The following is a 25,308-nucleotide window of genomic DNA, read 5'->3' as shown; positions in this document are numbered from 1 at the left end:
GGACGTCAGAGGCTTTCCAGCGCCTGAGTATCCCAGCAGCGGGCCTTGATAGCCCGGTAGAGCATGCCAACGGTCAGCGGAACCTTGTTGCCACGTCCTTTGGCCCTGCGTTTAAGGAACACATCGTAGCCTTCGGGGTGGAAGTAGCGATAGGCGTCATAATCGACGAAGTCGATGTCGAACTGTTCTTCCAGCGTCTCCATCAGGTTTCGCGCATCAGCGCCGTCGCAACCGAGGTCGACGTTGATCGAGGTGGCGAGGCTAACGGTTTTACGTTCGGGCAGGCCAAGTTCTTCGTGCAGCAACTCAATCAGCAACTGCATGTCGTGGTCGTCGGGCAAGTCGGAGGCGAGATTCATTGCGGGGTTATCCGATACGAAGGACGGGACTGTGGCAGGGGATTCAGATTACGGTAATTTTGGAATCCGTTGTCGAGCGACTTCGAGCAGCTCGTGACCGTCTTGTGTCAGCAGGTATAGCGCGCTGATGATTTTGGGGATGTCACTGGCTTCGGCTTGTTCAAAACATTGACAGTAAAGCGTTTCAAGCAGGTCACTGGCGGCGCGGATGCGTTGTCGGGCGGCGTCGAGTATTTCGTGCGGATCGGCTTCCGAGTCGATGACTAGCACGGGCGTTTCGCTGTAGCTGGTCTTCAGCGGTCGGTAGCGTTCTGTAGGCGGATTGATCTGATTCATTGAAGCCTGTCCTTGATGAATTCGGAGGTCGCTCCGGCTGGCCGACAAGTATTTTCAGCCGCGGCGAAAACTATGACGATGCCGACCTGTGTGTGCAATACAGCCTCAATCGACAGGGTGTGTAGGGGCTTTACTGCCCTTTCGGATTGGCCCTACACGTTTTGTGAAAGACACCGATAAAGAAGAAATTTCCCACGGTTTCGTCAGACGCGATAACGACAAACCGTCCTGATTATTCCGCCATCCGCTGTATCATCCCGTATCGTTTTGCCCCCGACCTTTTCTCGACTCGCTGCAATCGCCAGCTAGGCTTTGGGCTTCGCAGCGGTCAACGGAGTGACAGCTTATGCACAACACCCTGGAACAGGTTTTCGGTTTCTCACAGTTTCGTCCCGGCCAGGAAGCAGCGATCAGCGCCGTGTTGGCCGGTCGTTCAGCCGCAGCGATTTTCCCTACGGGATCGGGCAAGTCCATCTGTTACCAATTGTCTGCCTTGTTGCTGCCGCACCTGACACTGGTGGTGTCACCGCTGCTCGCGCTGATGCAGGATCAACTCGTATTCCTGCAGCGCCATGGCATCTCGGCAGGCAGTATCGATTCGGCCCAAAGTCGTGATGAGGCCAGTGATGTGATGGCTCGCGCCAAGTCTGGCGAGCTGAAGATTTTGATGATTTCGGTAGAGCGCCTGAAAAACGAACGCTTTCGCAATTTTTTGCAGCAGGTACCGATTTCCTTGCTGGTGGTGGACGAGGCGCATTGTATTTCCGAATGGGGTCATAACTTCCGACCCGATTACCTCAAGCTTCCGGACTACCAGCATCAGTTCAACATCCCGCAGGTGCTGCTACTGACCGCTACGGCGACCCCCAAGGTGATCGCGGACATGCAGGCCAAGTTCGCCATTGCGCCTGAAGACGTGGTAACCACGGGGTTCTACCGCCCCAACCTCAACCTGCTGGTGGAACCGGTACGGGGTCAGGACAAGCGCCGACGACTCGTCGAATGGATGAGCCAGCGGCCGGGCCAGCCCAGCATCGTTTATGTCACCTTGCAGAAAACCGCTGAACACATTGCCGAGCACCTGGAACGCAACGGTATCCAGGCCGAGGCGTATCACGCAGGTTTGCCCCACGAGCAGCGGGAAGCCATCCAGAAACGCTTCATGGGCGGCCAGTCCAACTGCATCGTTGCCACCATCGCGTTCGGCATGGGCATCGACAAGAGTGACATCCGCAATGTGGTGCACTTTGACCTGCCTAAATCGATCGAGAACTACAGCCAGGAAATCGGTCGCGCCGGACGTGACGGGCAGCCGTCGGACTGCCTGGTCCTGGCCAACCGTGACAGCCTCAACGTGCTGGAGAACTTCGTCTACGGCGACACCCCTGAGTTGGACGGTATCCGGCATGTGCTCGACGAATTGCGAGCGGCAGCGCCGGAAGGACAATGGGAGTTTTTGCTGGGCCCGTTGGCAGATCAGAGCAACATTCGGCAGCTCCCGCTCAAGACGTTGTTGGTACAGCTGGAACTGCGCAGGATCATCGCCCCGCGTTATGCCTATTACGCCGAATACCGCTTCAAGTATGTGCAGGAGCCCGAGGTTTTACTTGCCCGTTTCGAGGGCGAGCGGAAGGATTTCGTTGCCGCGATTATCCAGACTTCCAAGCGTGCGCGCGCTTGGGCGACGGTGAGTTTCGACGCGCTTTACGATCAATATCAAGCCGAGCGCGGTCGGGTAGTGAAGGCGCTGGATTACTTCCAGGAAAAGGGTTGGATCGAGCTGGAGAGCAAGCTCATGACCGAGGTCTACAGCGTATTGCAGACGGATTTTGACAGTCAGGCACTGGGCGCAGAACTGCATGCTTACTTCACAAAGCATGAGCGCACCGAGATCGCCCGGATTCACGCCATGCTGGACCTTTTTGCCACTGAACAATGCCTCGGTTATCGACTGGCCGAGTACTTCGGCGATGAAAATGCGCCGCAGCGGTGCGGGCATTGTTCGGTGTGCCATGGGGACATAGCACGGTTGCCATCGCCGCCAGAGCTCCCCGCACTTGTGGATAAGTCTTTCGAAGCGCTGTGTAGTGACTTTATCCACAAGCACGAAGCGCAGACCGGCAGCGCTCCCTCGGCTGAACGCGTCACGCGGTTTCTATGCGGGATCAGTGTGCCGTTGTTTACCAAGTTAAAAGCGCGTGCCATGTCGGGGTATGCGGTGCTGGAGGATTATCCCTATGGCGACGTGCGGGCTTGGGTTGAAACGCGCCTCTGACACAGGCTCATCCATCCGCTGAATGTTGCTCATCACAGGAATAAATTTCAAAAATACGCGGTGGCTGACTATGGTGAGGGCTGTCTTTGGATCGCCAACAAGAGAACAACCATGAGCCAGACACCGTTCAATATTCAGCGCGCAGCCGTTATCGGCGCGGGCACCATGGGCCGGGGCATTGTGATGTGCCTGGCCAACGCCGGAGTGCCGGTGCAATGGGTCGACAACAATCCGCAGATGCTTGAACAGGCGCTGGACGCAGTCGCGCAGACTTGCGCGCACAACGTGCGCCAGGGGCGTATCGACCAGGCCGAAGCGGACGCACGCATTGCTCGAGTTACAACGGCTCCTGACTACGCAGCGATTCGCGACGTCGATCTGGTCATTGAGGCGGTTTACGAGAACCTTGAGCTCAAGCAAAAAATCTTCCGCGAACTGGATGGTCTGCTCAAGCCTGAAGCCATTCTGGCCAGCAACACCTCGGCGCTGGATATCGACGCCATTGCCGCGGCAACCCGACGGCCAGAGCAAGTCCTGGGCCTGCATTTCTTCAGCCCGGCGCACATCATGAAGCTGCTGGAAATCGTCCGTGGCGCCAAGACTGCGTCAGCGGTTCTGGATGCCGCGCTGGCGCTAGGCAAGCGCATGGGCAAGGTCAGCGTTGTCTCCGGCAATTGCGATGGTTTTATCGGCAATCGCATGCTCAATACCTACGTGCTCGAAGCCCGCAAGATGCTGCTGGAAGGTGCCTATCCTTATCAGGTGGACGCGGCGCTGCAAGGTTTCGGTTTCGCGATGGGACCGTTCCGCATGTTCGACGTGGTCGGGATCGACCTGCAGTGGCGCGCTCGGGAGTTAGCGGGCACGGGACAGGATGCACCAGAGGTCCAAGTGGACAACCGTTTGTGTGAGCTGGGGCGCTTCGGGCAAAAAAGTGGCAACGGTTACTACCGCTATGAACCGGGCAGTCGTCAGGCTGAGCACGATGTGGAGGTCGATGCGCTGGTTCTGCAGGTCAGCGAAGGGTTGGGCTTCCAGCGCCGGGAGATCGGGCCTGAGGAGATCCTCGAGCGCTGCTTGCTGGCTCTGGTCAACGAAGGGGCCAAGATTCTCCAGGAAGGCATCGCCGGCTCCGCGCACGACATCGATCTGGTTTATCTCAACGGTTATGGCTTCCCGGCGGACAAGGGCGGCCCAATGGCCTGGGCGGATCAGCAAGGGCTGGCGGATATCCATCAACGCTTGTTGGCGCTTGAGACCCGGCAGGGCGATCACTGGCAGCCGGCCCGCTTGATTGGGGAACTGGAGGCGATGGGCAAGGGGTTTGCTGAAAGATAATCGGGGACAGCACCGGCCTCATCGCCAGCAGGCTGGCTCCCACTTTGGATCTGCGCCGGACACACTATTAGTGCACGTTGAAGACCCGCTGTGGGAGCCAGCCTGCTGGCGATGAATACGACACGGTTTTCGCATTAGACTGCCCCTCACATTCAAGGAACCGACGCCGATGCCGCAACGCACCGAATACCCGCACTTCCAGCCCATCACCACGCGCTGGCATGACAACGACGCCTACGGTCACGTCAACAACGTCACCTACTACAGCTTCTTCGACACGGCGGTGAATACCTACCTGATCGAAGTCGGGGGGCTCGATATTCATGAAGGTGACGTGGTGGGTTTCGTGGTGAGTTCAGCCTGCGACTATTTTGCGTCCATTGCTTTCCCTGATCGGATCGAGATCGGATTGCGCGTGGGCAAGCTGGGCAACAGTTCGGTGCAGTATGAATTGGCAGTGTTCAAAGCCGGCGAAGATGAAGCCTGCGCGGCGGGGCGTTTTGTTCACGTGTTCGTGGACCGTGCGTCGAATGAGCCGGTGACGATCCCTGGCCCGTTACGCACGGCATTGGAGCGGTTGGTGATCTGAAACGAAAAATCGCAGCCTCCGACAGCTCTGCAGGTTCACTAACCGATGCAGGTGCTGCTGGAAGCTGCGATCTTTTGATCGTCTAGCAATCAACGATGACGATTGTGTTTGTGATGCTTGCGATGGCCATAGGCGTGACCGCGTCCAGGGTGACCATCGCGGTAGTAACGGCGATCGTCACGGCCGCGACTGGAATGACGATCATCATCGTCGTCACTCTTGTTACCCATGTAGTTGCCCAGCGCACCACCTGCGCCGCCGCCTGCTGCAGAGCCGATAAGGCTGCCAGTGGTGCCGCCCACGCTGCGGCCTACCACGTTACCGCCTGCCGCACCCAATGCGCCGCCAATGGCTGCTTCGCCACGGCTGCGTTTGTCTGCGCCGACTGCACTACCACCCGCGCCACCCAGGGCTGCGCCAATGGTTGAACCTGTGTTGCCGCCTAACGACTGTCCGACGACCGAGCCAAGAACCCCGCCCAATGCGCCGCCCACACCTGCTTCGGTGGTGCCTCCGGCAGAAGCGAAGCCACTGACCAGGCCAAGGGACAACAAGAGAATCGAGGAGAACTTCATAGAGGAACCTCAAGGGGATGACGACGCGATCCTGAGGCTGTGTGGTAGTGGTGACAATCACAATCCGACGAGTAACACGACTTGTACACAATTCTATAAGTTACTGTTTTTTAGACGGAACTTAAGTGTTTTTCGCCGGTCTTTAGTTACTTCGGATAGGCCGTTTTTGTGAAAAAACGGCCTTTTTTGTGGGCGATCGAAAAGTGAATTGCCGCTGAAAAGTTAAGATCGTTCCGACGCAGAGCGTGGGAACGATCCACGATCCATGTCAGGCCGATCTGGCCATGATCAATCCAGTTTCACTCGCCGCTTCCAACCGTATCGCCACAAACTTCGACGTCGGCGTATGGCTGCCATCCCCAGTGCTTTCCAGCGGCACCAGTGGGTTCACTTCCGGATAGTAAGCCGCTGCCTGACCTGCCGGAATATCAAATGCCAGCAGTGTAAACCCCTTCACCCGACGCTCACGGCCATCATCCCAAATCGAAACGATGTCCGCTTTCTGACCTGGTTTGAAGCCCAGGCGAATGATGTCGGCCTCGTTCACGAACAGCACATCACGCTGGCCTTTCACCCCACGGTAACGGTCATCAAGCCCATAGATCGTGGTGTTGTACTGATCGTGGGAACGCAACGACTGCATGATCAAATCCGGCAGCACGCCGGTCGCGCGTGTGCGCTCATGCACAAGGTCTTTGGGCAGAACGTTTGGTCGAAAATTGGCGCGGCCCGATGCCGTGTTCCACTTGCGCGCACCCGCGCTGTTGCCAAGGTAGAAGCCCCCCGGATGCTTGACCTTCACGTTGAAGTCGCGAAAGCCTGGAATCGTGTCGGCGATCAGGTCGCGAATACGATCGTAGTCGGCCACCAGCCAATTCCAGTCCACCGGCCTGCTCCCCAGAGTCGCGGCAGCGATGCCGGCGATGATCGCAGGCTCGGAACGCATCTGCTTCGACAGTGCCTGCAGTTGACCGTTGGACGCGTGGACCATGCTGAACGAATCTTCAACAGTCACCGCCTGCGGGCCTTCGGTCTGGATGTCGATATCGGTGCGCCCCAGGCACGGCAGGATCAGGGCGGCTTTGCCATGGGCCAAATGGCTACGGTTAAGCTTGGTACTGATTTGCACCGTCAGGTCGCAATTGCTCAACGCCTGGAACGTGCGCGGGCTGTCGGGCGTCGCTTGAGCGAAGTTTCCGCCCAGGCCGATGAAGACTTTCGCGCGACCCTCGGCCATGGCGTGAATCGCCTCGACCACGTTATGGCCGTTTTCGCGCGGCACCTTGAACTGGAAACGACGCTCCAGCGAATCAAGGAACGCCACCGGCGGACGCTCGTTGATGCCCATGGTCCGGTCGCCCTGCACGTTGCTGTGACCACGCACCGGGCAGAGACCTGCACCTGGCCGCCCGATGTTGCCGCGCAGCAGCATCAGGTTCGCGATTTCCTGGATGGTCGCCACCGAATGGCGATGCTGGGTGATGCCCATCGCCCAGCACATGATTACGTTCTTGCCTTTGGCGTACATCCGCGCGGCTTGCTCGATCTCCACCAGGGGCAGGCCGGATTGCTCGACGATCTGCTCCCATGAGGTGTCGTCGACGGTGCCCAGGTATTCCAGCACGTTGACGCTGTGTTCATTCAGGAAGTCGTGGTCGAACACGGCAGGCTCACCTGCCTTCTGCGCATCACGCTCCCATTGCAGCAGGAACTTGGCCATGCCGCGCATGATCGCCATGTCGCCGCCCAGTGCCGGACGGAAGTACGCGGTGTTGGTTGGCTTGTCACCGTTGGTGAGCATTTCGAGCGGGTGCTGCGGGTGCTGGAAGCGCTCAAGGCCGCGCTCTTTCAGCGGATTGATACACACCACCTGCGCACCCCGTTTCACCGCTTCGCGCAGCGGTTCGAGCATTCGTGGGTGGTTGGTCCCGGGGTTCTGGCCCCAGACGAAAATCGCATCGGCATGTTCGAAGTCGTCGAATGTCACGGTGCCTTTGCCGACGCCGACACTTTGCGACAACGCCACGCCGCTTGCCTCGTGGCACATGTTCGAGCAGTCGGGGAAGTTGTTGGTGCCGTAGGCGCGCACGAACAACTGATAGAGGAACGCGGCTTCGTTGCTGGCGCGGCCCGAGGTATAGAACTCGGCCTGGTTCGGGCTCGACAGCCCTTGCAGATGTTTGCCAATCAAGGCGAAGGCGTCTTCCCAACTGATCGGCTTGTAGCGATCGGTTTGTGCGTCGTAGCTCATTGGCTCGGTCAGTCGGCCCTGGTACTCGAGCCAGTAATCACTTTGCTCCAGCAACGAACTCACACTGTGCTTGGCGAAGAACGCGCCATCGACACGCCGCTTGGTTGCTTCCCAGTTCACGGCTTTGGCGCCGTTCTCGCAGAACGCCACCATGCCGGCTTCGTTGGAATCGCCCCAGGCGCAACCGGGGCAGTCGAATCCGCCGTTCTTGTTGGTTTTAAGCATCATGCGCAAATTTTTCAGCGCGTTGTCACTGGTCAACCAGGCACGGGCAACGCTGGCCAACGCGCCCCAGCCACCGGCCGGGCCTTTGTAAGGCTTGTAGCGCGGAACGGGTTTCTGGTCGGCTTGATTGTGTTGACTCACGCTTGATTCTCCAACGCAGGGCTGTAGACCCGCGGCGCACTTTTTTGCGGCAGGTGGATGAGATTGAGGTTGTGACGGCGGGCCCATTGCACGGCAAGGCCGGTGGGCGACGACAGGCTGACGAGGGTCTGGATGCCTGCCCGCAGCACTTTCTGGATCAATTCGAGGCTGCATCGGCTGGTGACGATCGCCAGTCCGCCGGTCATCGGGATGCGTTGGCGAATCAGCCCGCCGATCAGCTTGTCGAGGGCGTTATGCCGTCCGATGTCTTCGCGGCCCATCAGCAACTCGCCCTGGTCGTTCATGAACACCGCCGCATGCACCGCGCCGCAATGTTGGCCCAAGGGCTGAAATGCGCCGATGCGCTGGCGCAGGCCGTCGAGCCATTCGGCCGGAGGCAGTGGGGCGCCAGGCAAGACCTTGAGGTCGGGCAGTGCCTGTTCGACCGCTTCCACGCCGCACAGACCGCAACCGCTGGTGCCGGCCATTTGCCGACGTTGCTGCTTGAGGTTCCAGAAGGCGCGATTGGCGATGGTCACTTGGGCGTATTGTGCGGAGCCCGAACCGGTGAGCTGCAGGTCATAGATGTCGGTGGCGTCCTCGATGATGCCGCTGCCCAGGCTGAAACCGACGATAAAGTCTTCCAGATCGGTCGGCGTCACCAGCATCACGGCCTGGCTGATGCCGTTGTAGGCAATCGCCAACGCGACTTCCTCGGCCAGCGCGGTGCTGTCCGACTCGGTGTTTTCAAGGTTGCTGTAGCTGTAGGTCTGACTCGCAGCGGGCGCGGGCGTTTCGAGGGCAGGCGCCGCGCTGGATGGGCGCTTGGCGTTCATGGCATCACCACGGATTGATCAGCTTTAAGCCTAGGCGCGTCAAAGGGTCGCGTCTAATCGCTAATACTGATGCGCTGATAGATGGCGTCGATCAAGCGCCCGTCGGCGATTTCTGATAAATCGCAAAACAGGCTTCTGCCAGCGCCGAGCGCGGGGCGCTGCGACGCATGATCAGCCCTAGCCGGGCGAGGGTCTGGGCGTTTTCGATGGGCTGCAGACGCAAGTGATCAGTGAGATTTTCCAAGCCACCGTCCAGCGGCATAACGGCGCAGCACAGGCCGCCGTGCACAGCTTGTAACAGTTGATGCACGGCGTCGGTTTGCAACAGCGGCTGAGGTGTGAGGCCACGGCTGTGGAAGTTATGGTCGATCGACTGACGAAAGTGCATGCCGCTGGTGAGCATGCCCAGCGGCAATTCGATCAGCGACTCCCAACTCAGCGGCGTCTCACCGAAATTGAAGAAGCGTTGATCGTAGAGCAAGCCCATGCGGGTTTCGCTGAACGCCAGGGAATCGAAGCGCTCGCCATCCAGGCGTTCGAGGTAGGAAACGCCGAGGTCCAGTCGATTGTTCGCCAGCTGTTCGAGGATCTGTTCGGAACTGAGGGCCGAGAGTTCGAAGCGCAGGTTCGGGTGTTCAGCATGCAAGCGCTGCATCAGCGGCAGCGGGTCGAAGCTCGACAGCGGCACCACACCCAGCCGTAGCGTACCGACCAGGTTACCGCGACAGGCCGCCGCTTCGGCTTGCAGACCGTCATAGGCCGCCAGCACCGTGCGCGCCCACGCCAGAACCCGTTCACCCGGAGCGGTAAAGCCTTCGAAGCGTTGACCGCGGTTGACCAGCGGCAACTCCAGCTCTTCTTCGAGGCTGCGCAGGCGCATCGAGAGGGTGGGCTGGGTGATGTGACACCGGGCGGCCGCCTGACCGAAATGGCGGGTTTCGTCGAGGGCGATGAGGAATTTCAGCTGCTTGATGTCCATCTTCACTCCAGGGCGCGGGAAGGTTGGGATTCTAGCGCCTGGGGGGAATCGGCGTCATTGGTCGGGTTGGATCCGCACTTGGCAAGCTTGGTCTAGGCTTTTGCGTCTGGACCCATTTATTCCTATGGAGAGCACACGATGAGCCTTTTCAGTTTTCTCAAAGAAGCCGGTGAAAAAATCCTCGGTGCGCTGACGCCGGATAAGGCCGAAGCCAATAGCGAAGCGCTGACCAAGCACGTGAAGGATGCCCTGACAGGTATCGACACTTCCAAGATTCAGGTCAAGGTTGAGGGTGACAAGGTCATCGCCAGTGGCGAGGCCGCGACCCAGGAAGAGAAAGAAAAAATCCTGCTGTCGCTGGGCAACGTCGCAGGTGTCAGTGGTGTAGAAGACCAGATCACCGTCACCGGTCCCGTTGTCGTCGCCGCGAAGTTCGTCGTGGTCGAGAAAGGCGACACCCTCAGCGCGATTTCCCTGCGCGTGTACGGCGATGCCAACAAGTATCAAAAAATCTTTGAGGCCAATAAGCCAATGCTCAAGGATGTGAACAAGATCTATCCGGGGCAGTCGCTGCGGATTCCCGAATAAGGCTCAAGATGGGGTGATGGCCATCGCTGGCAAGCCAGGCTCCCACAAGGATTATGTGGGAGCCTGGCTTGCCAGCGATGCAGGCGACGCGGTTTCAAAGCCCGGCAATCAATTCCCGATAATCCCCAACCGCCGCAAACTCCGCCGTGTCCTTCGGCCCTTTGCGGCTGTCCGGCTCGCGCACCGCCAGCAAATGCGCCACGCCAAAATCCCTCGCACTGCGCAGGATCGGCAAGGTGTCGTCGATAAACAGGCTGCGCGCAGGGTCGAAACTGATGTCCGCCTGCAAGGCGTCCCAGAATTGCGGGTTTTCCTTGGGGAAACCGTAATCGTGAGAGCTGATCAGACGCTCGAAGTAAGGCGCCAGCTCTATTCGCTCCAGCTTCAATGACAGCGAATCACGGTGCGCATTGGTGATCAGCACCACGCGTTTGCCTGCTCGCTTGATCGCCGCCAGGAAGGTATCCGCATCAGGGCGCAGGGCGATCAGGTGCGCGGTTTCCAGTTTCAGTTCACGCACCGGCAGCTTGAGTTCCGCGCTCCAGAAGTCCAGGCAGTACCACTGCAACTGGCCGGCGTTACGCTCAAACAGCGGCTGCAATTCCATTTCGGCCATGGCCCGGCTCACCCCGTGCAACTCGGCGTAGCGCTGGGGCAAGTGCTCAAGCCAGAAATGGTTGTCGAAGTGCAGGTCCAGCAGCGTGCCGTCCATGTCCAACAGAACGGTGTCGATGTCGTGCCAGGGCAGCAGGGACATAAAAAACTTCTCCAGCGGTGAAAAGGATATCCGGGATCAACAATGAGGATAGGCCGGGTATAGTAACCCGCTATCGCCAAGGAGCCGCTCATGCGCCAGAAACCCACCATCCTCGCCCGCGAGATCGTCGCCACCAGTCGCTTGTTCTGCGTCGAAGAGCTCAAGTTGCGCTTTTCCAACGGCGTGGAGCGCACCTATGAGCGATTGGTCGGCAAGGGCGCCGGCTATGGCGCGGTGATGATTGTGGCGATGCTCGATTCGGACCATGCGGTGCTGGTCGAAGAGTATTGCGGCGGCACTGATGAATACGAAATGTCGCTGCCCAAAGGTTTGATCGAGCCGGGCGAAGATGTACTGGCCGCGGCCGAGCGCGAGCTCAAGGAAGAGGCGGGGTATGGCGCACGGCAACTGGAGCATGTAACCGAGTTGTCGTTGTCACCCGGTTACATGAGCCAGAAGATCCAGGTGGTGCTTGCTACCGATCTGTACGAGGAAAGCCTGGAGGGGGATGAGCCGGAGCCGATGGGCGTGAGCAAGGTCAACCTGCGCGAGCTGTCGGCGCTGGCGCAAAACCCGCAGTTCACCGAGGGCCGTGCCTTGGCGGCGCTGTATCTGGCCCGTGACCTGCTGACTCAGCGCGGGGTGTTTCTGCCATGAATTTTCCACACCCATTGATGGCACCCGTCGTCGCGCTGGCGTTGCAAGCGGGTGACGCGATCCTGCCGTTCTGGCGCACGGGCACGGCTGTGACTGCCAAGGCCGACGATTCTCCAGTGACTGCCGCTGACCTGGCGGCGCACCATTTGATCCTGGATGGCCTGACGGCGCTCGATCCGAACATTCCGGTGCTGTCCGAAGAGGACGCCAACATTCCCCAATCCGTGCGTGCCGGATGGCAGCGTTGGTGGCTGGTCGATCCGTTGGACGGGACCAAGGAGTTTATCTCGGGGAGCGAAGAGTTCACCGTCAACATCGCGTTGATCGAGCAGGGTCAGGTTGTTTTTGGTGTGGTTTCGATGCCGACCAGCGGACGCTTTTATGTCGGTGGCGCAGGGTTGGGGGCGTGGCGTGGTGATAAAGATACTCCGCCATCGCCGATCCAGGTTCGCACGGTGCCGCCTACAGGGCAGGCTTTTACTGTCGTCGCGAGCCGGCGGCATTCGAGCCCCGAGCAGGAGCGCTTGCTGGCGGGTTTGAGTGCCAGTCTGGGTGAACTGAAACTGGCCAATATCGGCAGCTCGTTGAAGTTTTGCTTGTTGGCGGAAGGTTCGGCGGATTGTTATCCACGCCTGGCGCCGACATCGCAGTGGGATACGGCGGCCGCCCAAGGCGTGCTGGAAGGGGCGGGCGGTGAGGTGCTGGAGTTGAGCGGAGCGTCGTTCAGTTATCCGGCGCGGGAATCGTTGTTGAACGGGTTCTTTCTGGCACTGCCGGCGAAAGCGGCCTGGCGGGAAAAATTGCTGGAGCTGGCTCGGGTTTGAAGATCTTTTGCTTCACCGATGCAACACATACTGCCCGGTAAACGTCACCGCATCGTCATCACTGTCAGCATTCACAATCCGCGAATGCAGCGTAATCCGGGCCCGACCGTATCGCTGATACATCGCCAGAAACTTCTTCCAGACCGCGGCACTCGGCGCCTGACAAATCGACACCGCATCCATCGTCACGGGTAACGGATAGCTGATTTGCCCTTCCTGAATCACGATGTGCCCGTCTTCAATCCCTTCTTCACGCAAACGCAAATGCAGCCAGCCCCAGCCCGCCAACACGGCGGCGCAATACAGGCTGCCGCCAAACATGGTGCTCTTGTGGTTGACGTTGGCTTCCAGCGGCAAGTGCAGGCGCAATTGATGGTCGTGCCAGTCGAGCACCTTGAGGCCCATGTCCCGCGTCAGGGGGATGTCGTGATGGAGGATGGATTCCAGGTAGCGACTGTTGCGGCTCATGAATGCTCTCTTGCTTTCAGGTGGATGACTGGACGGCGGCTCAATCAAGGTCGTCGGTGGAGGTATGGGCGCTGCTGTCGGCGAAATTCAACCCATGCTTGCGCAGTTTGTCGTGCAGGGTTTTACGTGGGACGCCGAGTGCTTCAGCCAGGCTGCGGACCGAGCTGTGGGAGCGTGCGAGTTCCGCCGCGATCAGACTCTTTTCGAAATGCTCCACCTGCTCGCTCAAGCCTCCGCCGACGACTTCAACAGCCGTGCCGGACACGCCATCGGACGAGCTGTTGTCGAGTGCCAACTCCAGTCCCAACGCAAAGCGCTCCGCCGCATTTTGCAGCTCCCGCACATTGCCCGGCCAGGTGTGACGCAGCAACAGGGCGCGTTGCCCCGGTTGCAATTCGTGGGGCGGTAAACCGTGACGGGCACTGGCCTCATCGGCGAAATGCTGAAACAACACCAGCGCATCTTCACCGCGCTCGCGCAGAGGTGGAATGCGCAACGGCGCGACGTTCAGGCGGTAATACAAGTCGGCGCGAAAGCGTCCCTGATCAGCAGACTGGCGCAGGTCTTCCTTGGTCGCGGCGATGATGCGGATGTCCAGCGGGATCTGCTGATTACCCCCCAGACGCTCCACCACGCGCTCTTGCAGCAAGCGCAGCAACTTCACCTGCACATCCAGGCTCATGCTTTCGATTTCATCGAGAAACAGCGTGCCGCCGTTAGCAAACTCGAACTTGCCGATGCGACGTTTCTGCGCGCCGGTGAACGCCCCCGGCTCGTGACCGAACAGTTCGCTTTCCACCACCGATTCGGCCAGCGCTCCGGCGTTGATCGCCACGAACGGACCGTTTCGCCGATTTGATAAATCGTGCAGGGCGCGGGCGACGACTTCTTTACCGGCCCCGGTTTCACCGAGGATCAGCACATCGGCCTTGGTGGCGGCCAACGCGCCGATCTGCTCGCGCAGGCGCAACATCGGCGCCGACTGGCCGACCAGCCGGGCGCTCAATTCATTGCGATCGCTCAGGGCCAGACGCAGGCTGCGGTTGTCCAGCACCAGTCGGCGCAGGGCCAATGCGCGACGTACGCTGTCGAGCAACGCATCGCTGGCGAAGGGCTTTTCGAGAAAATCATAGGCCCCGGCGCGCATCGCCTGCACCGCCAACGGTACATCGCCGTGACCCGTGATCAACAGCACCGGCAGCTCCGGATCTTGAGCATGCAATTCGGTCAGCAGTTCGAGGCCGTCCATGCCTGGCATGCGGATGTCGCTGACCACCACGCCTGGCCAGTCGCGTTCCAACTGTGCGGCGAGGCCTTTGGCTTCCGCCAGCGACAAGATCTTCAGGCCGGCAAGGTCCAGCGTCTGGCTCAACGCCTGGCGCAGATGGGGATCGTCGTCGATCAGCACGACCTGGATGCGGTTGTCGATGGTCATGCACTTCGGTCCTCGGACGGTTGCAGGCTCACGCCCGGTGCGCCTGGGCGCAGCTTCAGGGTAATCAGGGCGCCGCCTTCCTTGTGGTTGGAGAACAACAGTTCACCGCCGAAGGCACGCATCAGGGTTTCGCAAATGGCCAGCCCCAGTCCAAGCCCTTGGGTGCGGGTCTTGGTGGTGTAGAAGGGCTCGCTGGCGCGTCCGAGGGCTTCCATGCAGAAGCCCGGGCCATTATCGCGAATGTACAAGGTAACGCCATCAGCGGTGGATTGGGCACTCAGCCAGAGTTTACGCGGCGGACCTTTTTCCGTGAGGGCGTCCAGGGCATTCGCCAGCAGGTTGCCGAGCACTTGGCGCAAACGGGTTTCCCCCGCTTCGACCCACAAAGTGGCGGCGGGCAAATCGCGAATCAGCTCGACTTCCATGCTGCGCCGACGCTTGGCGAGCAGGGCCAGCGCGTCATCCAGCGCCGGTTGCAGGGCAACGCTTTCAGGGGCGTGTCGATCGCGCCGGGCGAAGGCGCGCAGGTGAGCAATGATCGAGGCCATCCGCGCGGTCAACTCGCTGATCAACTTGAGGTTGCCACGCGCATCGTCAGTACGCTGGTGATCGAGCAGTATTTCGGCGTTTTCCGCGTAGCTGCGGATCGCTGCCAGCGGCTGGTTCAGTTCGTGGCTGATGCTGGCCGACATCGTCCCCAGCGCCGAGAGTTTGCCAGCCTGCACCAGATCATCCTGGGCGCGCACCAGTTCCTGCTGGGCCTGTTCGCGCTCCAGCACTTCTTCCTTGAGGCGTCGGTTGAGACCTTCCAGATCACTGGTACGCTCGGCGACACGCCCTTCCAGTTCACGGCGCGCCTTGGCTTCGAAAGCGATGCGTTCGAGGTAATGGCGCCGACGCTGCATCATCAGCCCGAGCAACAGCATCAATACCAGCAAAGTGGCGCCGCCGATGGCGACCACGGTGCGAACGGGGCGGTCGATCAGGGTGCGCGGCGCGAGAATGTTGACGGTCCAGCCGGTTTCTTCAATTTGTCGGGATTGCGTCAGCCACGCATTCGGATTGAGTTTCAGCGGTTTGGGGTCGCGGGTTGGATAGGGCTGAATCGCAGTAATGGCCTTGTTCTCTTCTTCGCTCAACGCCCGGGTCGAGCGGAAGCGCCATTCTGGTCGCGACGTCAGAATGACCACGCCATTGTGGTCGGTCGCCAGCAATTGCTCTGGGGTCTTGCCCCACAAGCTTTCGGTGTGGTCCAGATCGACCTTCACCACCAGCACGCCGATGATTTTCTCGCCGTGCCGCACGGCCGCAGCAAAAAAGTAGCCACGCTTGGCGGACGTCGTACCCAAGCCAAAAAAGCGCCCGAGCCGTCCGGCCATGGCTTCGCTGAAATACGGCCTGAAGGAAAAATTGCGCCCGACAAAGCTGTCGTTTTTATCCCAGTTGGACGCGGCCAGCGTCTTGCCCGTGGTGTCCATCAGGTACATCACCTCGGCACCGGTCTGGGCGCTGATGTTCTTCAGCAACCGGTTGGCGTTGCCTTGCGTGACGCTATCGTCCGGCGCGCCCAGCACCGCGCGCAGGGCCGGAAGATCACCGAGGATCTGCGGTAACACCTCGTACCGGTGCAGCGTGCCCAGCAGGTTGGCCACATACAGATCGAGGGTCTGGCGATTCTGCCCCGCCAGTTCGCTGCGGTAATAGCGCTCGGCCAGATGCTCCAGCGGCCACAGCAAAGGTGCCAGACACAGCGCAAGCAGTGCGAGGCTGCGCCAGCGGGGTCTGCGGGGAAGGGTCGGAGTCATGAGCATCGAGCGCCTGAAAGTACAGGCGCATTATGCCCACGCTCGGGAAAAGACGTCAGCGTCGTTGGATCAGATGGCAACGAGAGACTTGGCCGAACGCTGCGGCTCTGATTTAAATACGTAATGCGACATGGTTTCGACAGATAGCTTTATCCATCAATCGACTTCGCCGAAATTCCACCGTTCAAGCACAAATATCTCGCCATCGTCGTCTTCTACTGAAAAGGATATCCCTCTTTCCTTCATGCCTCTGGGCAGGACGAGTCCCCATTCTGCCGCAAGGCTTTTGTCGATGATGCAGCTCTCATCATGGGCAGGCGGAATGTGGCAGCGATGGTAATCCAGTTGGGTGTAGATGCAGATCTCACTGGAAAACATGTCCGGAATGCAGATGTTCGCGACGATGCGACTGTCGATTGCCTCTGCCGTTCTGGCTTGAAGCAGGTGACCGGCCGCGTTGATCATCTGTTGAGCACATTCTTTACGCATGGCATGGGTCGCTTGTTTTCCTTCGACCAGTGTTGTGAGTACAGGAATTTTCCAGTTGCAGTATTTGTCTTCCCTTGTGAGGTCGTCGGGGAAATATCCCTCGAAGTTAGAGGCCCAAGTCGCCAGGGCTTTCAAGCGACGTGGAATGTTTCGAATTTTTTTGTTTGAAAGTGCAAGTCGGCGCTTGGACATGGTCAGGATTTTTCCTCGGAGATGGGGACTCGTCGGGTCGGAGGCTGCCGGTCAGGCAAGTGCAAGGCAACCTGAGATTAGTGTGGGAAGTTTCGCTGGCGCCCGACTTCGCACGGTTGCGTTGAGCAGGGGCGGATCGTCTTCTGGTGGAAGGGGTTGCGTATCGCCCCAACCAGTGGCGATATAAGCGCCTGAATACTTTCTCAGGGGTCTTGTATGCCGCTCGCCACGTTGATTCATCGCGCCAGTTTGCCCAGCCCGCAGGTGTCTGCGGAGCAAGCGTCAGCGCTGCTCGAAAAGCATTACGGGTTGAGTGGCAGGTTGCAGGCGCTTGGCAGTCAGCAGGATCTGAATTACCGCGTCGACAGCGACCAAGGGCGTTTCGTCCTGAAAATCTGTCGCGGTGATTACGCGGTACAGGAGCTGCAAGCCCAGCACGCGGGGCTCAAACACCTTGCCGATCACCCCGATGTGCAGGTGCCTCGGGTGATACTCGCCAAAAGCGGCGCTGATCTGCTGTCGCTGGAAGTGGATGGGCAGACGGTGCATGTGCGATTGCTCGATTACATCGAAGGCCAGCCGCTGACTCACCTGGGTCATCTGCCCGGTTCTGTGGTGGCGGGTTTCGGACGCCTTTGTGGCGAAATGGATCTGGCCCTGGCTGACTTCGATCACCCAGGGCTGGCGCGTACGTTGCAATGGGACGCCCGTCACGCCAACGCGTTGATCGCGCATTTGCTGCCGGTTATCAAGGATGACCAGCAGCGCCAGCAGATCGCCGAAGTGGCCGAACGTGCCGAGCGCCATTTGCTGCCGTTGGTGGATCAGCTGCCTGTGCAGGCGATTCATATGGACATCACCGATGACAACGTGGTCTGGCAGCGTGATGCGCAACGCGTATGGCAACTGCAGGGCGTGATCGATTTCGGCGACCTGATTAGTACCTGGCGCATCACTGATCTGTCGGTGACCTGCGCGGCGTTGCTGCACCACGCCGAGGGTGATCCCTTTTATATCTTGCCGGCGGTCCAGGCGTACCACGCGGTCAATCCGTTACAGCCTGCGGAGCTGCTGGCGCTGTGGCCGTTGATCGTTGCGCGTTCAGCGGTGCTGGTGCTCAGTGGTGAACAGCAGGTCAGCGTCGATCCGGGCAATGACTACAGTCGCGACAACCTCACCCATGAGTGGGAGATCTTCCGCGTTGCGACGTCGGTGCCGTTGGCGTTGATGGAAGCGGCGATCCTGAGTTCTGTTGGCCAGAGCCTGACGAGCATTGGCAGTGAAGGTTTTGCGCCGCTGCTGCCAAGCCTGGTCGGGCGAGAATTTGCCTTGATCGATCTGGGGGTGCTCAGTCCGCATTTCGAGGCCGGTAACTGGGAGCAAGAGGGGATCGATCAGCGACTGCTGGACGAGGCGTCAGCGGCGCATGGTCTGGCGGCCAGTCGTTACGGGCAGTATCGCCTGTCCCGCACTCAGCCGGACATTCCGTCCGAACCCGAGACCTGTCCCTTGCACGTGGAGTTGCGGGTACCCCACGGCACGGCGGTCGAATCGCCATTTGCCGGCATGGTCCATCAACGGTCGGCGGGCGTTCTGCAACTCGACGGCCCGCAACTGAGCCTGCGGCTGTGGGGCGTGACGCCATCGCTGCACACGGGTGCGGCACTGGTGAAAGGCCAGGTGCTGGGTTCGGTCAGCGGCCCGTTAGTGGTGCAGCTGTGCCGAGGTGCTTCGCTGGATGCGCCGCTGTTTTGCACGCCGTCCCGAGCGGCCGCCTGGCAAGCGTTGTGCCCATCCCCGGCAACGTTGTTGGGGCTGGCCTGCGATGCGGAGCAGGAGCTGGATTCGCAAGCATTGCTGGCGCGTCGCGAGGCCAGTTTCGCCCGTACCCAAAAACACTATTACGTCGACCCGCCGCGCATCGAACGTGGCTGGCGCAATCACCTGATCGACATGCAGGGTCGTTCCTATCTCGACATGCTCAACAACGTCGCGGTGCTGGGCCACGGGCATCCGCGCATGGCAGCGGTTGCCAGTCGCCAGTGGTCGCTGCTCAACACCAACTCACGCTTCAACTACGCCGCGGTTGCCGAGTTTTCCGAGCGGCTGCTGAAGCTGTCGCCGGACTCCATGGACCGCGTGTTTCTGGTCAACAGCGGCAGCGAGGCCAACGACCTGGCGATTCGTCTGGCGTGGGCTTATAGCGGCGGGCGCGACATGGTCAGCGTGCTGGAGGCCTATCACGGCTGGACGGTGGGCGCCGATGCGGTGTCGACCTCGATTGCCGACAATCCCCAGGCCTTGAGCAGCCGTCCCGATTGGGTGCACCCGGTGACCGCGCCGAACATCTATCGCGGCGAGTTTCGTGGCCAGGACAGTGCGCCGGATTACGTGCGCAGCGTCGAACACAACCTGGCGAAAATCGCCGAGCAGAAACGCCAGCTCGCCGGGTTTATTTGCGAACCGGTATACGGCAATGCGGGCGGGATCTCGTTGCCGCCGGGCTATCTGAAGCAGGTCTACGCACTGGTTCGCGCCCAGGGCGGGGTGTGCATCGCCGATGAAGTGCAGGTCGGCTATGGCCGCATGGGCCGTTTCTTTTGGGGATTTGAGGAGCAGGGCGTGGTGCCGGACATCATCACCATGGCCAAAGGCATGGGCAATGGTCAGCCACTGGGTGCGGTCATCACTCGCCGGGAAATCGCCGAAGCGCTCGAGGCCGAGGGTTATTTCTTCTCGTCGGCTGGCGGCAGTCCGGTGAGTTGCCAGATCGGCATGGCAGTACTCGATGTGATGGAAGAGGAGAAACTCTGGGAGAACGCTCAGGTCGTGGGCGGGTATTTCAAACAGCGGCTTGAAGCGTTGATCGATATTCATCCGCTTGTGGGCGCGGTGCATGGCTCCGGTTTCTATTTGGGCGTGGAGCTGATCCGCAACCGCGAGACCCTGGAGCCAGCGACGCAGGAGACCACCGCCTTGTGTGATCGCCTGCGTGAACTGGGCATTTTCATGCAGCCGACGGGCGATGACCTGAACATCCTCAAAATCAAACCGCCGATGGTGACGTCGCGTCGGAGTGTGGATTTCTTTGTGGAGATGCTTTCGAAGGTGCTCACCGAGGGCCTTTAAACGGCACGACCGGACCCCTGTAGGAGCTGCCGAGTGAAACGAGGCTGCGATCTTTTGATGTTGCTTTTAAAGATCAAAAGATCGCAGCCTCGTTTCACTCGGCAGCTCCTACAAAGGCACTCTAATGCCGATTGTTATCTGTATTTAATGCTTAAATTTGTCTGATTGTGTAAATAATTGCTTTTATAGTCGATATTTATCGGCTATAAAGTCGCCACTGCCTCGGCGTGGTCGACTTCGCCTGGGCTTTTTCCTTTCTGTCCCAGGAGATGATTCATGAGTCGTATCGTTACCGTCGCCGCTACCCAGATGGCTTGTTCCTGGGACCTTGAAGCCAACATCGAGACCGCCGAGAAGCTGGTCCGTGAGGCTGCGGCCAAAGGCGCGCAAATCATCCTGATTCAGGAACTGTTCGAAGCCCCGTACTTCTGCCAGAAACCCAACCCGGACTACCTGCAACTGGCTACGACGGTCGAAGACAACGTCGCCATCAAGCACTTCCAGAAAGTCGCCAAAGAGCTGCAAGTGGTGTTGCCCATCAGCTTCTACGAATTGGCCGGCCGCGCGCGTTTCAACAGCATCGCGATCATCGATGCCGACGGCAGCAACCTCGGGATTTATCGTAAAAGCCACATCCCGGACGGCCCTGGCTATCACGAGAAGTACTACTTCAACCCGGGCGATACCGGTTTCAAAGTCTGGAATACCCGCTACGCAAAAATCGGCGTGGGCATCTGCTGGGATCAGTGGTTCCCCGAATGCGCCCGCAGCATGGCGTTGCAAGGCGCAGAGATTCTGTTCTACCCGACCGCCATCGGCAGCGAACCACACGACAAGAGCATCTCGTCCCGGGATCACTGGCAACGTGTGCAGCAAGGCCATGCCGGCGCCAACCTGATGCCGCTGATCGCCAGCAACCGCATCGGCAACGAAGAGCAGGACGGCTACGACATCACGTTCTATGGCTCGTCGTTCATTGCCAACCAGTTCGGCGAGAAGGTTCAGGAACTCAACGAAACCGAAGAGGGCGTACTGGTGCAGCGTTTCGATCTCGATCAGCTGGAACACATTCGCAGTGCCTGGGGCTCCTTCCGTGACCGCCGCCCGAACCTGTATGGTGCTATCAAAACCCTCGACGGTTCTCTGGAGTCCTGATCGTCATGACCACTTTAAACAGCACGCCCCGCGCCGATGGCTTCCACATGCCAGCCGAATGGGCGCCACAAACCCAAACCTGGATGATCTGGCCGGAGCGTCCTGATAACTGGCGCCTGGGCGGCAAACCGGCGCAAGCCGCGCACGTCGCAGTGGCCAAAGCCATCGCCCGTTTCGAACCAGTGACCGTGGCGGTGTCCGCCGGCCAATACGAAAACGCCCGTGCCCGCCTCGACGTGCCCAATATTCGCGTCGTCGAGATGTCCAGCGACGATGCCTGGGTGCGGGACACCGGCCCGACGTTTGTCATCAATAACAACGGCGAAGTCCGCGGCGTGAACTGGGATTTCAACGCGTGGGGCGGTTTCGACGGCGGGCTGTATTCGCCGTGGAACCGCGACTCTCAGGTCGGCGGCAAGATCCTCGAGATCGAGCGCAGCCCGCGCTATCGCACCGAGGGCTTTGTGCTCGAAGGCGGTTCGATCCACGTCGATGGCGAAGGCACGCTGATCACCACTGAAGAATGCCTGCTCAACCGCAATCGCAATCCTCACCTGGACCGCGCAGCCATCGAAGAGGTGCTCAGCGCCAATCTGGCTGTGGATAAAATCATCTGGTTGCCGGACGGTTTGTTCAACGACGAAACCGATGGGCATGTGGATAACTTCTGCTGCTACGTGCGTCCGGGTGAAGTGCTGTTGGCCTGGACCGATGATCCGCAAGACCCGAATTACCCGCGCTGCCAGGCGGCGATGAAAGTGCTGGAAAGCAGCACCGATGCCAAAGGTCGCCCGTTCACAGTGCACAAAATGCCGATCCCGGGTCCGTTGTATGCGACCGAGGAAGAGTGCGCGGGTGTGGATCCGGTGGACGGTACACAGGAGCGAAATCCTACGGTTCGCCTGGCCGGTTCCTACGTGAATTTCCTGATCGTCAATGGCGGCATCATCGCGCCGAGCTTCGACGATCCATTGGATGGTCCGGCCAAGGAAATCTTGCAGAACCTGTTCCCGCAACATGAAGTGGTCATGGTGCCGGGTCGTGAACTGTTACTGGGCGGCGGCAACATTCACTGCCTTACCCAACAACAGCCGGCGCCGCACAAAGAGTGAGTGCAGTTGTAACAGGTTGAGTTGGTTCAGAAAAAATTCTGACCCACGGTTTTCCCCTCGTACTTTACGAGAAGCCCGTGATCCATGAGGACTGCGGGCTTTTTTGTATCCGCATATCGACAACTCGGACAGATTGGCACAGCTCTTGTATCGGTCATGGCGTTAAACAGGGAGGGGAGAACTGTGCTGTTCTGTCATAAACCTTGGATAAGTTAGCCGCTCACACACCCAGGAGAGAGCGAGGAAATGAACGCCGAAGTGAATGTAGTGAGCGAGCAGGCGTTGCATCCCCTGGCAGTCAATAACGAATCGCTCCAGATCCTGGCGCACTGGTTGAAATCCAATGGAACGCGTCAGATCAGGGAACCTGATCCGCGCCGGATGATGATCGAGCGCTACCCCGCTGGTTTGTTCAGCGAAGCGGAACTGGAAGCGTTGTGGGATGTGATGGAAGGATAAGAAGTAAAACAACGGATTGATAAAGCGCTGCCGGGATGGCGGCGCTTTTTTTCGCCTGCATTTATTTAAAGAACCCCAACCCTGTAGCAGCTGCCGAAGGCTGCGTTCGACTGCGAAGCAGTCGCGAAATCAGGCAGTTCGGTGTGTGTGAATTTACGACTGCTTCGCAGTCGAACGCAGCCTTCGGCAGCTGCTACAAGTTTGTGTGTGTTGTTTAGAAGCTGTACGTCCCGGTCACTACCAGGCTGCGCGGTGCCCCCGGTTGAATCTGGAACTGGCTGGTGGCCGATTCGTAATAGCCTTTGTCCGTGATGTTGTTCAGCGCTGCACGCAAATCCCAGTCCTTCTGGCGGAACCCGGCCAACGCATCCCAGCGGCCATAACCTGGCAATACCACGGTGTTGAGGTTGTCGGCGTAACGATCGCCCACCAACGTCAGGCCCGTTTCCGCATACCAGCCCATCTCCGGTTTCCAGGTCAGGAACAGACTGCCGTTGTGCTTGGCCACGTCACTGATGCGCTTGCCCTCAAAGCCGTTGTTGTCTTCCTCGACCGTTGCATCCTGTAGACCCACGCCCCCGCGCACATACCAGTTGCCCACGATCTTGCCCGTACCGGTCAGCTCGATCCCGCGGGAGCGTTGCTTGCCGGTCAGCAGGGTGATGGTCGGGTCCAGTGAATCGCTGGTGCGCCGGTTGTAGAGTTCCAGTTCGTAGATCGCCAATGTGGTGCTCAGGCGGTCGTCGAGCCAATCGCTTTTCACGCCGATTTCTTTCTGCTTGGTCAGCTCCGGGCTCAGGTCGTTGCTGTTGCCGGCAGCCCCAGGCGTGATCCCGATCAAGCCACCGCCGACAGGCGAGAAGGTCTTGGTCCAGGAGGCGTAGAAGGAGTGATTCTGCAACGGTGTCCAGACCACGCCGACACGGGGGCTGGTGCTGTGGCTGTCACGGTCTTCGGAAATATTGCGTATCTGGTTGGTCGACTCGATGTCGAAGGTGTCGTAGCGCAGACCGGCCAGGACTTGCCATTGATCGTTCAGGCGCAGTTGATCCTGAACATAGACCGCGCGGCTTTCCACTTCCGTGTGGTTGTTGCTCGCCACCTGCATGCGTCCGGTGTGGCGCAAATTGCGATTGGGGTTGTACAAATCCATAGACGGCACCGGTGAGCTGCCTGGACCTGAAGTAGCGGCGTTGTACAACTTCGGGTCACGTCGCTGGCTGCCGATTTCGATACCGGTCAGCAAGCGATGTTCCAGCCCGAAGGTGTCGAAACCACCTTCCATCTCGACGTTGTTGAAGACGTTGCGAGTGGTCAGGTCCTGCTGCCAGTGCTGGCGCAGAACCTGGTTGGTCGTCGGGTTGAAACCGGTCTGGTAGGTGTTATCGAAATCACTGTTGAGCTTGAACACGCCCAAGGTGTGGCGCAGTTGCCAGTTATCGCTGAGTTCATAGCTGAGTTTCGAACGCAGTGATTGCGACTTGTCGTCGATGAAATCGTGATCGTTGCCGTAGGTCGTGTCACGCCCCACATCCGCCGGGCGCCCGTTCACACCGGGAATACCGCGATCCGGGGTGCGGTTGTAGCGGCTGTATTCGTACTGCACCAGCCAGTTCAGGTCCGGCGTGAGCTGCCAGCTCATCGACGGCGCGAACAACTGTCGGTTGCCGCTGACACCATCGCGGAAGCTGTTTTCATCCATGTTGCCCATGTTCAGGCGCAGGCTGATGTTCTCGCTCGGATCGGTGCTCAAGTCGGCATACAGGCTGCGCAAATCTTCGCTACCGCCCTGGGCTTCAATGGTTGAGCGACGACCAGATTCCGGTAGCTTGCTGACGCGGTTGACGATCCCGCCCTGGCTGCCACGGCCGTACAAAACAGCTGCCGGGCCCTTGAGGACTTCAATGCGCTCAATGTTGTGCAAGTCGCGCACGTACTGGCTGTCGTCACGAATACCGTCGAGATAAAAGTCATTGCTGGCGTCAAACCCACGGATTCGCAGGCTATCGAAGCGTGTGTCGGCGCCACTGCTGACGTTCGGCATACCGCTGAGTGCCGTGCCCAAATCGTTGGTGCCGTAATCCATTACGTTCGAGGTTTTGACCGAATCAATGGCCTGCGGCACATAGCGAACTGGCGTCGCTGTGCGAGTGGCGGTACTGGTTTCTTTCACGCGTGGATCGTCGGCTTCAGTTTCGGCGCTGATCGACGTTGCCGGCAATGTAGTGGGCGCAGCGTAGGAAAAACCGGCAGAAAGCACAGCAGAGAGCCCAAAACTAAAGGGCACAAGACGAAATGGGGCAGGCATTTGAAGGGCGCGTCCGTAGGGGTTGT

Annotated in this window: 22 protein-coding genes; 10 read left to right on the top strand and 12 right to left on the bottom strand. The window is 59.4% G+C overall.

All coding sequences use genetic code 11. The features are described 5' to 3' along the window. Positions 1–5 precede the first annotated feature (5 nt). Complete coding sequence (locus GBC55_RS08435; RefSeq protein WP_162437026.1) at positions 6–359, bottom strand: DUF1493 family protein; 354 nt, start codon at positions 357–359, stop codon at positions 6–8. Positions 360–407: 48 nt separating this feature from the next. Further along, positions 408–695: a hypothetical protein gene (locus GBC55_RS08430; protein ID WP_162437025.1), complete on the bottom strand. Its 288-nt coding sequence runs from the start codon at positions 693–695 to the stop codon at positions 408–410. A gap of 346 nt (positions 696–1,041) precedes the next feature. Here GBC55_RS08430 and GBC55_RS08425 point away from each other — a divergent pair, with 346 nt between their 5' ends. The 3 genes from GBC55_RS08425 to GBC55_RS08415 all read left to right on the top strand — a co-directional run bounded on the left by GBC55_RS08425 (position 1,042) and on the right by GBC55_RS08415 (position 4,897). Then, on the top strand, positions 1,042–2,970 hold the full coding sequence (locus GBC55_RS08425) for an ATP-dependent DNA helicase RecQ (RefSeq protein WP_162437024.1): 1,929 nt from the start codon (positions 1,042–1,044) through the stop codon (positions 2,968–2,970). A gap of 111 nt (positions 2,971–3,081) precedes the next feature. Next, positions 3,082–4,308, top strand: coding sequence for a 3-hydroxyacyl-CoA dehydrogenase (locus GBC55_RS08420; protein ID WP_162437023.1), 1,227 nt, complete (start codon positions 3,082–3,084; stop codon positions 4,306–4,308). 169 nt (positions 4,309–4,477) lie between these two features. After that, on the top strand, positions 4,478–4,897 hold the full coding sequence (locus tag GBC55_RS08415; RefSeq protein WP_162437022.1) for a thioesterase family protein: 420 nt from the start codon (positions 4,478–4,480) through the stop codon (positions 4,895–4,897). Positions 4,898–4,986: 89 nt separating this feature from the next. On the opposite strand, the gene GBC55_RS08410 is transcribed toward GBC55_RS08415, so the two are convergent. The 4 genes from GBC55_RS08410 to GBC55_RS08395 all read right to left on the bottom strand — a co-directional run bounded on the left by GBC55_RS08410 (position 4,987) and on the right by GBC55_RS08395 (position 9,904). Then, positions 4,987–5,472 carry a glycine zipper domain-containing protein gene (locus tag GBC55_RS08410; protein WP_162437021.1) on the bottom strand — a complete coding sequence of 162 codons (486 nt, stop codon included), beginning with the start codon at positions 5,470–5,472 and terminating at the stop codon, positions 4,987–4,989. A 268-nt stretch (positions 5,473–5,740) separates the two neighbouring features. After that, a complete protein-coding gene (locus tag GBC55_RS08405; RefSeq protein ID WP_162437020.1) occupies positions 5,741–8,089 on the bottom strand; it encodes an FdhF/YdeP family oxidoreductase in 2,349 nt (782 codons plus the stop codon). Next, entirely contained in the window at positions 8,086–8,925 is an 840-nt protein-coding gene (gene fdhD, locus GBC55_RS08400; RefSeq protein ID WP_162437019.1) for a formate dehydrogenase accessory sulfurtransferase FdhD, read from the bottom strand. The genes GBC55_RS08405 and fdhD overlap by 4 nt, the downstream gene beginning before the upstream one ends. A gap of 91 nt (positions 8,926–9,016) precedes the next feature. Continuing rightward, positions 9,017–9,904, bottom strand: a complete 888-nt coding sequence (locus GBC55_RS08395; RefSeq protein WP_162437018.1) for a LysR family transcriptional regulator — start codon at positions 9,902–9,904, stop codon at positions 9,017–9,019. A gap of 138 nt (positions 9,905–10,042) precedes the next feature. Between GBC55_RS08395 and lysM the strand changes: the two genes are divergently transcribed. Continuing rightward, positions 10,043–10,492, top strand: coding sequence for a peptidoglycan-binding protein LysM (lysM, locus tag GBC55_RS08390; protein WP_162437017.1), 450 nt, complete (start codon positions 10,043–10,045; stop codon positions 10,490–10,492). Positions 10,493–10,586: 94 nt separating this feature from the next. Here the strand turns inward: lysM and yrfG are convergent, their stop codons facing one another. Continuing rightward, positions 10,587–11,249, bottom strand: coding sequence for a GMP/IMP nucleotidase (yrfG, locus tag GBC55_RS08385; protein WP_162437016.1), 663 nt, complete (start codon positions 11,247–11,249; stop codon positions 10,587–10,589). A 90-nt stretch (positions 11,250–11,339) separates the two neighbouring features. Here yrfG and nudE point away from each other — a divergent pair, with 90 nt between their 5' ends. Together nudE and cysQ are read left to right on the top strand one after the other, a co-directional pair. Beyond that, positions 11,340–11,906, top strand: coding sequence for an ADP compounds hydrolase NudE (nudE, locus tag GBC55_RS08380; protein WP_162437015.1), 567 nt, complete (start codon positions 11,340–11,342; stop codon positions 11,904–11,906). Continuing rightward, positions 11,903–12,730, top strand: coding sequence for a 3'(2'),5'-bisphosphate nucleotidase CysQ (cysQ, locus tag GBC55_RS08375; RefSeq protein WP_162437014.1), 828 nt, complete (start codon positions 11,903–11,905; stop codon positions 12,728–12,730). The genes nudE and cysQ overlap by 4 nt, the downstream gene beginning before the upstream one ends. A 12-nt stretch (positions 12,731–12,742) precedes the next feature. Here cysQ and GBC55_RS08370 read toward each other — a convergent pair whose 3' ends face one another. The 4 genes from GBC55_RS08370 to GBC55_RS08355 all read right to left on the bottom strand — a co-directional run bounded on the left by GBC55_RS08370 (position 12,743) and on the right by GBC55_RS08355 (position 17,119). Beyond that, positions 12,743–13,198, bottom strand: a complete 456-nt coding sequence (locus tag GBC55_RS08370) for a thioesterase domain-containing protein (RefSeq protein ID WP_162437013.1) — start codon at positions 13,196–13,198, stop codon at positions 12,743–12,745. Between the two features lie 40 nt (positions 13,199–13,238). Beyond that, entirely contained in the window at positions 13,239–14,633 is a 1,395-nt protein-coding gene (locus GBC55_RS08365) for a sigma-54 dependent transcriptional regulator (RefSeq protein ID WP_162437012.1), read from the bottom strand. Beyond that, positions 14,630–16,438 (bottom strand): ATP-binding protein, encoded by a 1,809-nt coding sequence (locus GBC55_RS08360; RefSeq protein WP_162437011.1) that lies wholly within the window; start codon positions 16,436–16,438, stop codon positions 14,630–14,632. Before GBC55_RS08360 ends, GBC55_RS08365 begins: the two co-directional genes overlap by 4 nt. A 156-nt stretch (positions 16,439–16,594) precedes the next feature. Continuing rightward, positions 16,595–17,119 carry a DUF3916 domain-containing protein gene (locus GBC55_RS08355; protein ID WP_162437010.1) on the bottom strand — a complete coding sequence of 175 codons (525 nt, stop codon included), beginning with the start codon at positions 17,117–17,119 and terminating at the stop codon, positions 16,595–16,597. A gap of 216 nt (positions 17,120–17,335) precedes the next feature. Between GBC55_RS08355 and GBC55_RS08350 the strand changes: the two genes are divergently transcribed. The 4 genes from GBC55_RS08350 (at position 17,336) to GBC55_RS08335 (ending at position 22,974) form a co-directional block, all read left to right on the top strand. Then, a complete protein-coding gene (locus GBC55_RS08350) occupies positions 17,336–20,248 on the top strand; it encodes an aminotransferase (protein WP_162437009.1) in 2,913 nt (970 codons plus the stop codon). 276 nt (positions 20,249–20,524) lie between these two features. Continuing rightward, positions 20,525–21,403 carry an N-carbamoylputrescine amidase gene (gene aguB / locus GBC55_RS08345; RefSeq protein WP_162437008.1) on the top strand — a complete coding sequence of 293 codons (879 nt, stop codon included), beginning with the start codon at positions 20,525–20,527 and terminating at the stop codon, positions 21,401–21,403. Between the two features lie 5 nt (positions 21,404–21,408). Continuing rightward, complete coding sequence (gene aguA, locus GBC55_RS08340) at positions 21,409–22,515, top strand: agmatine deiminase (protein ID WP_162437007.1); 1,107 nt, start codon at positions 21,409–21,411, stop codon at positions 22,513–22,515. Positions 22,516–22,761: 246 nt separating this feature from the next. Then, complete coding sequence (locus tag GBC55_RS08335) at positions 22,762–22,974, top strand: hypothetical protein (protein ID WP_162437006.1); 213 nt, start codon at positions 22,762–22,764, stop codon at positions 22,972–22,974. Between the two features lie 214 nt (positions 22,975–23,188). On the opposite strand, the gene GBC55_RS08330 is transcribed toward GBC55_RS08335, so the two are convergent. Next, complete coding sequence (locus GBC55_RS08330; RefSeq protein WP_162437005.1) at positions 23,189–25,282, bottom strand: TonB-dependent siderophore receptor; 2,094 nt, start codon at positions 25,280–25,282, stop codon at positions 23,189–23,191. Between the last annotated feature and the right edge of the window lie 26 nt (positions 25,283–25,308).

Source organism: Pseudomonas sp. TNT3 (genome assembly GCF_010095445.2).
Lineage (GTDB): Bacteria > Pseudomonadota > Gammaproteobacteria > Pseudomonadales > Pseudomonadaceae > Aquipseudomonas.
This window is presented reverse-complemented; position numbering and strand designations above follow the sequence as displayed.

Excerpts from the sequence above, each read along its gene's own strand:
- lysM (WP_162437017.1), top strand. The coding sequence starts at position 10,043 with ATGAGCCTTTTCAGTTTTCTCAAAGAAGCCGGTGAAAAAATCCTCGGT.
- nudE (WP_162437015.1), top strand. The coding sequence starts at position 11,340 with ATGCGCCAGAAACCCACCATCCTCGCCCGCGAGATCGTCGCCACCAGT.
- aguB (WP_162437008.1), top strand. The coding sequence starts at position 20,525 with ATGAGTCGTATCGTTACCGTCGCCGCTACCCAGATGGCTTGTTCCTGG.
- GBC55_RS08420 (WP_162437023.1), top strand. The coding sequence starts at position 3,082 with ATGAGCCAGACACCGTTCAATATTCAGCGCGCAGCCGTTATCGGCGCG.
- GBC55_RS08435 (WP_162437026.1), bottom strand. The coding sequence starts at position 359 with ATGAATCTCGCCTCCGACTTGCCCGACGACCACGACATGCAGTTGCTG.
- GBC55_RS08395 (WP_162437018.1), bottom strand. The coding sequence starts at position 9,904 with ATGGACATCAAGCAGCTGAAATTCCTCATCGCCCTCGACGAAACCCGC.
- yrfG (WP_162437016.1), bottom strand. The coding sequence starts at position 11,249 with ATGTCCCTGCTGCCCTGGCACGACATCGACACCGTTCTGTTGGACATG.
- fdhD (WP_162437019.1), bottom strand. The coding sequence starts at position 8,925 with ATGAACGCCAAGCGCCCATCCAGCGCGGCGCCTGCCCTCGAAACGCCC.
- GBC55_RS08370 (WP_162437013.1), bottom strand. The coding sequence starts at position 13,198 with ATGAGCCGCAACAGTCGCTACCTGGAATCCATCCTCCATCACGACATC.
- GBC55_RS08350 (WP_162437009.1), top strand. The coding sequence starts at position 17,336 with ATGCCGCTCGCCACGTTGATTCATCGCGCCAGTTTGCCCAGCCCGCAG.
- GBC55_RS08410 (WP_162437021.1), bottom strand. The coding sequence starts at position 5,472 with ATGAAGTTCTCCTCGATTCTCTTGTTGTCCCTTGGCCTGGTCAGTGGC.
- GBC55_RS08355 (WP_162437010.1), bottom strand. The coding sequence starts at position 17,119 with ATGTCCAAGCGCCGACTTGCACTTTCAAACAAAAAAATTCGAAACATT.
- GBC55_RS08360 (WP_162437011.1), bottom strand. The coding sequence starts at position 16,438 with ATGACTCCGACCCTTCCCCGCAGACCCCGCTGGCGCAGCCTCGCACTG.
- GBC55_RS08335 (WP_162437006.1), top strand. The coding sequence starts at position 22,762 with ATGAACGCCGAAGTGAATGTAGTGAGCGAGCAGGCGTTGCATCCCCTG.
- GBC55_RS08425 (WP_162437024.1), top strand. The coding sequence starts at position 1,042 with ATGCACAACACCCTGGAACAGGTTTTCGGTTTCTCACAGTTTCGTCCC.
- GBC55_RS08365 (WP_162437012.1), bottom strand. The coding sequence starts at position 14,633 with ATGACCATCGACAACCGCATCCAGGTCGTGCTGATCGACGACGATCCC.
- GBC55_RS08430 (WP_162437025.1), bottom strand. The coding sequence starts at position 695 with ATGAATCAGATCAATCCGCCTACAGAACGCTACCGACCGCTGAAGACC.
- GBC55_RS08415 (WP_162437022.1), top strand. The coding sequence starts at position 4,478 with ATGCCGCAACGCACCGAATACCCGCACTTCCAGCCCATCACCACGCGC.
- cysQ (WP_162437014.1), top strand. The coding sequence starts at position 11,903 with ATGAATTTTCCACACCCATTGATGGCACCCGTCGTCGCGCTGGCGTTG.
- GBC55_RS08330 (WP_162437005.1), bottom strand. The coding sequence starts at position 25,282 with ATGCCTGCCCCATTTCGTCTTGTGCCCTTTAGTTTTGGGCTCTCTGCT.
- aguA (WP_162437007.1), top strand. The coding sequence starts at position 21,409 with ATGACCACTTTAAACAGCACGCCCCGCGCCGATGGCTTCCACATGCCA.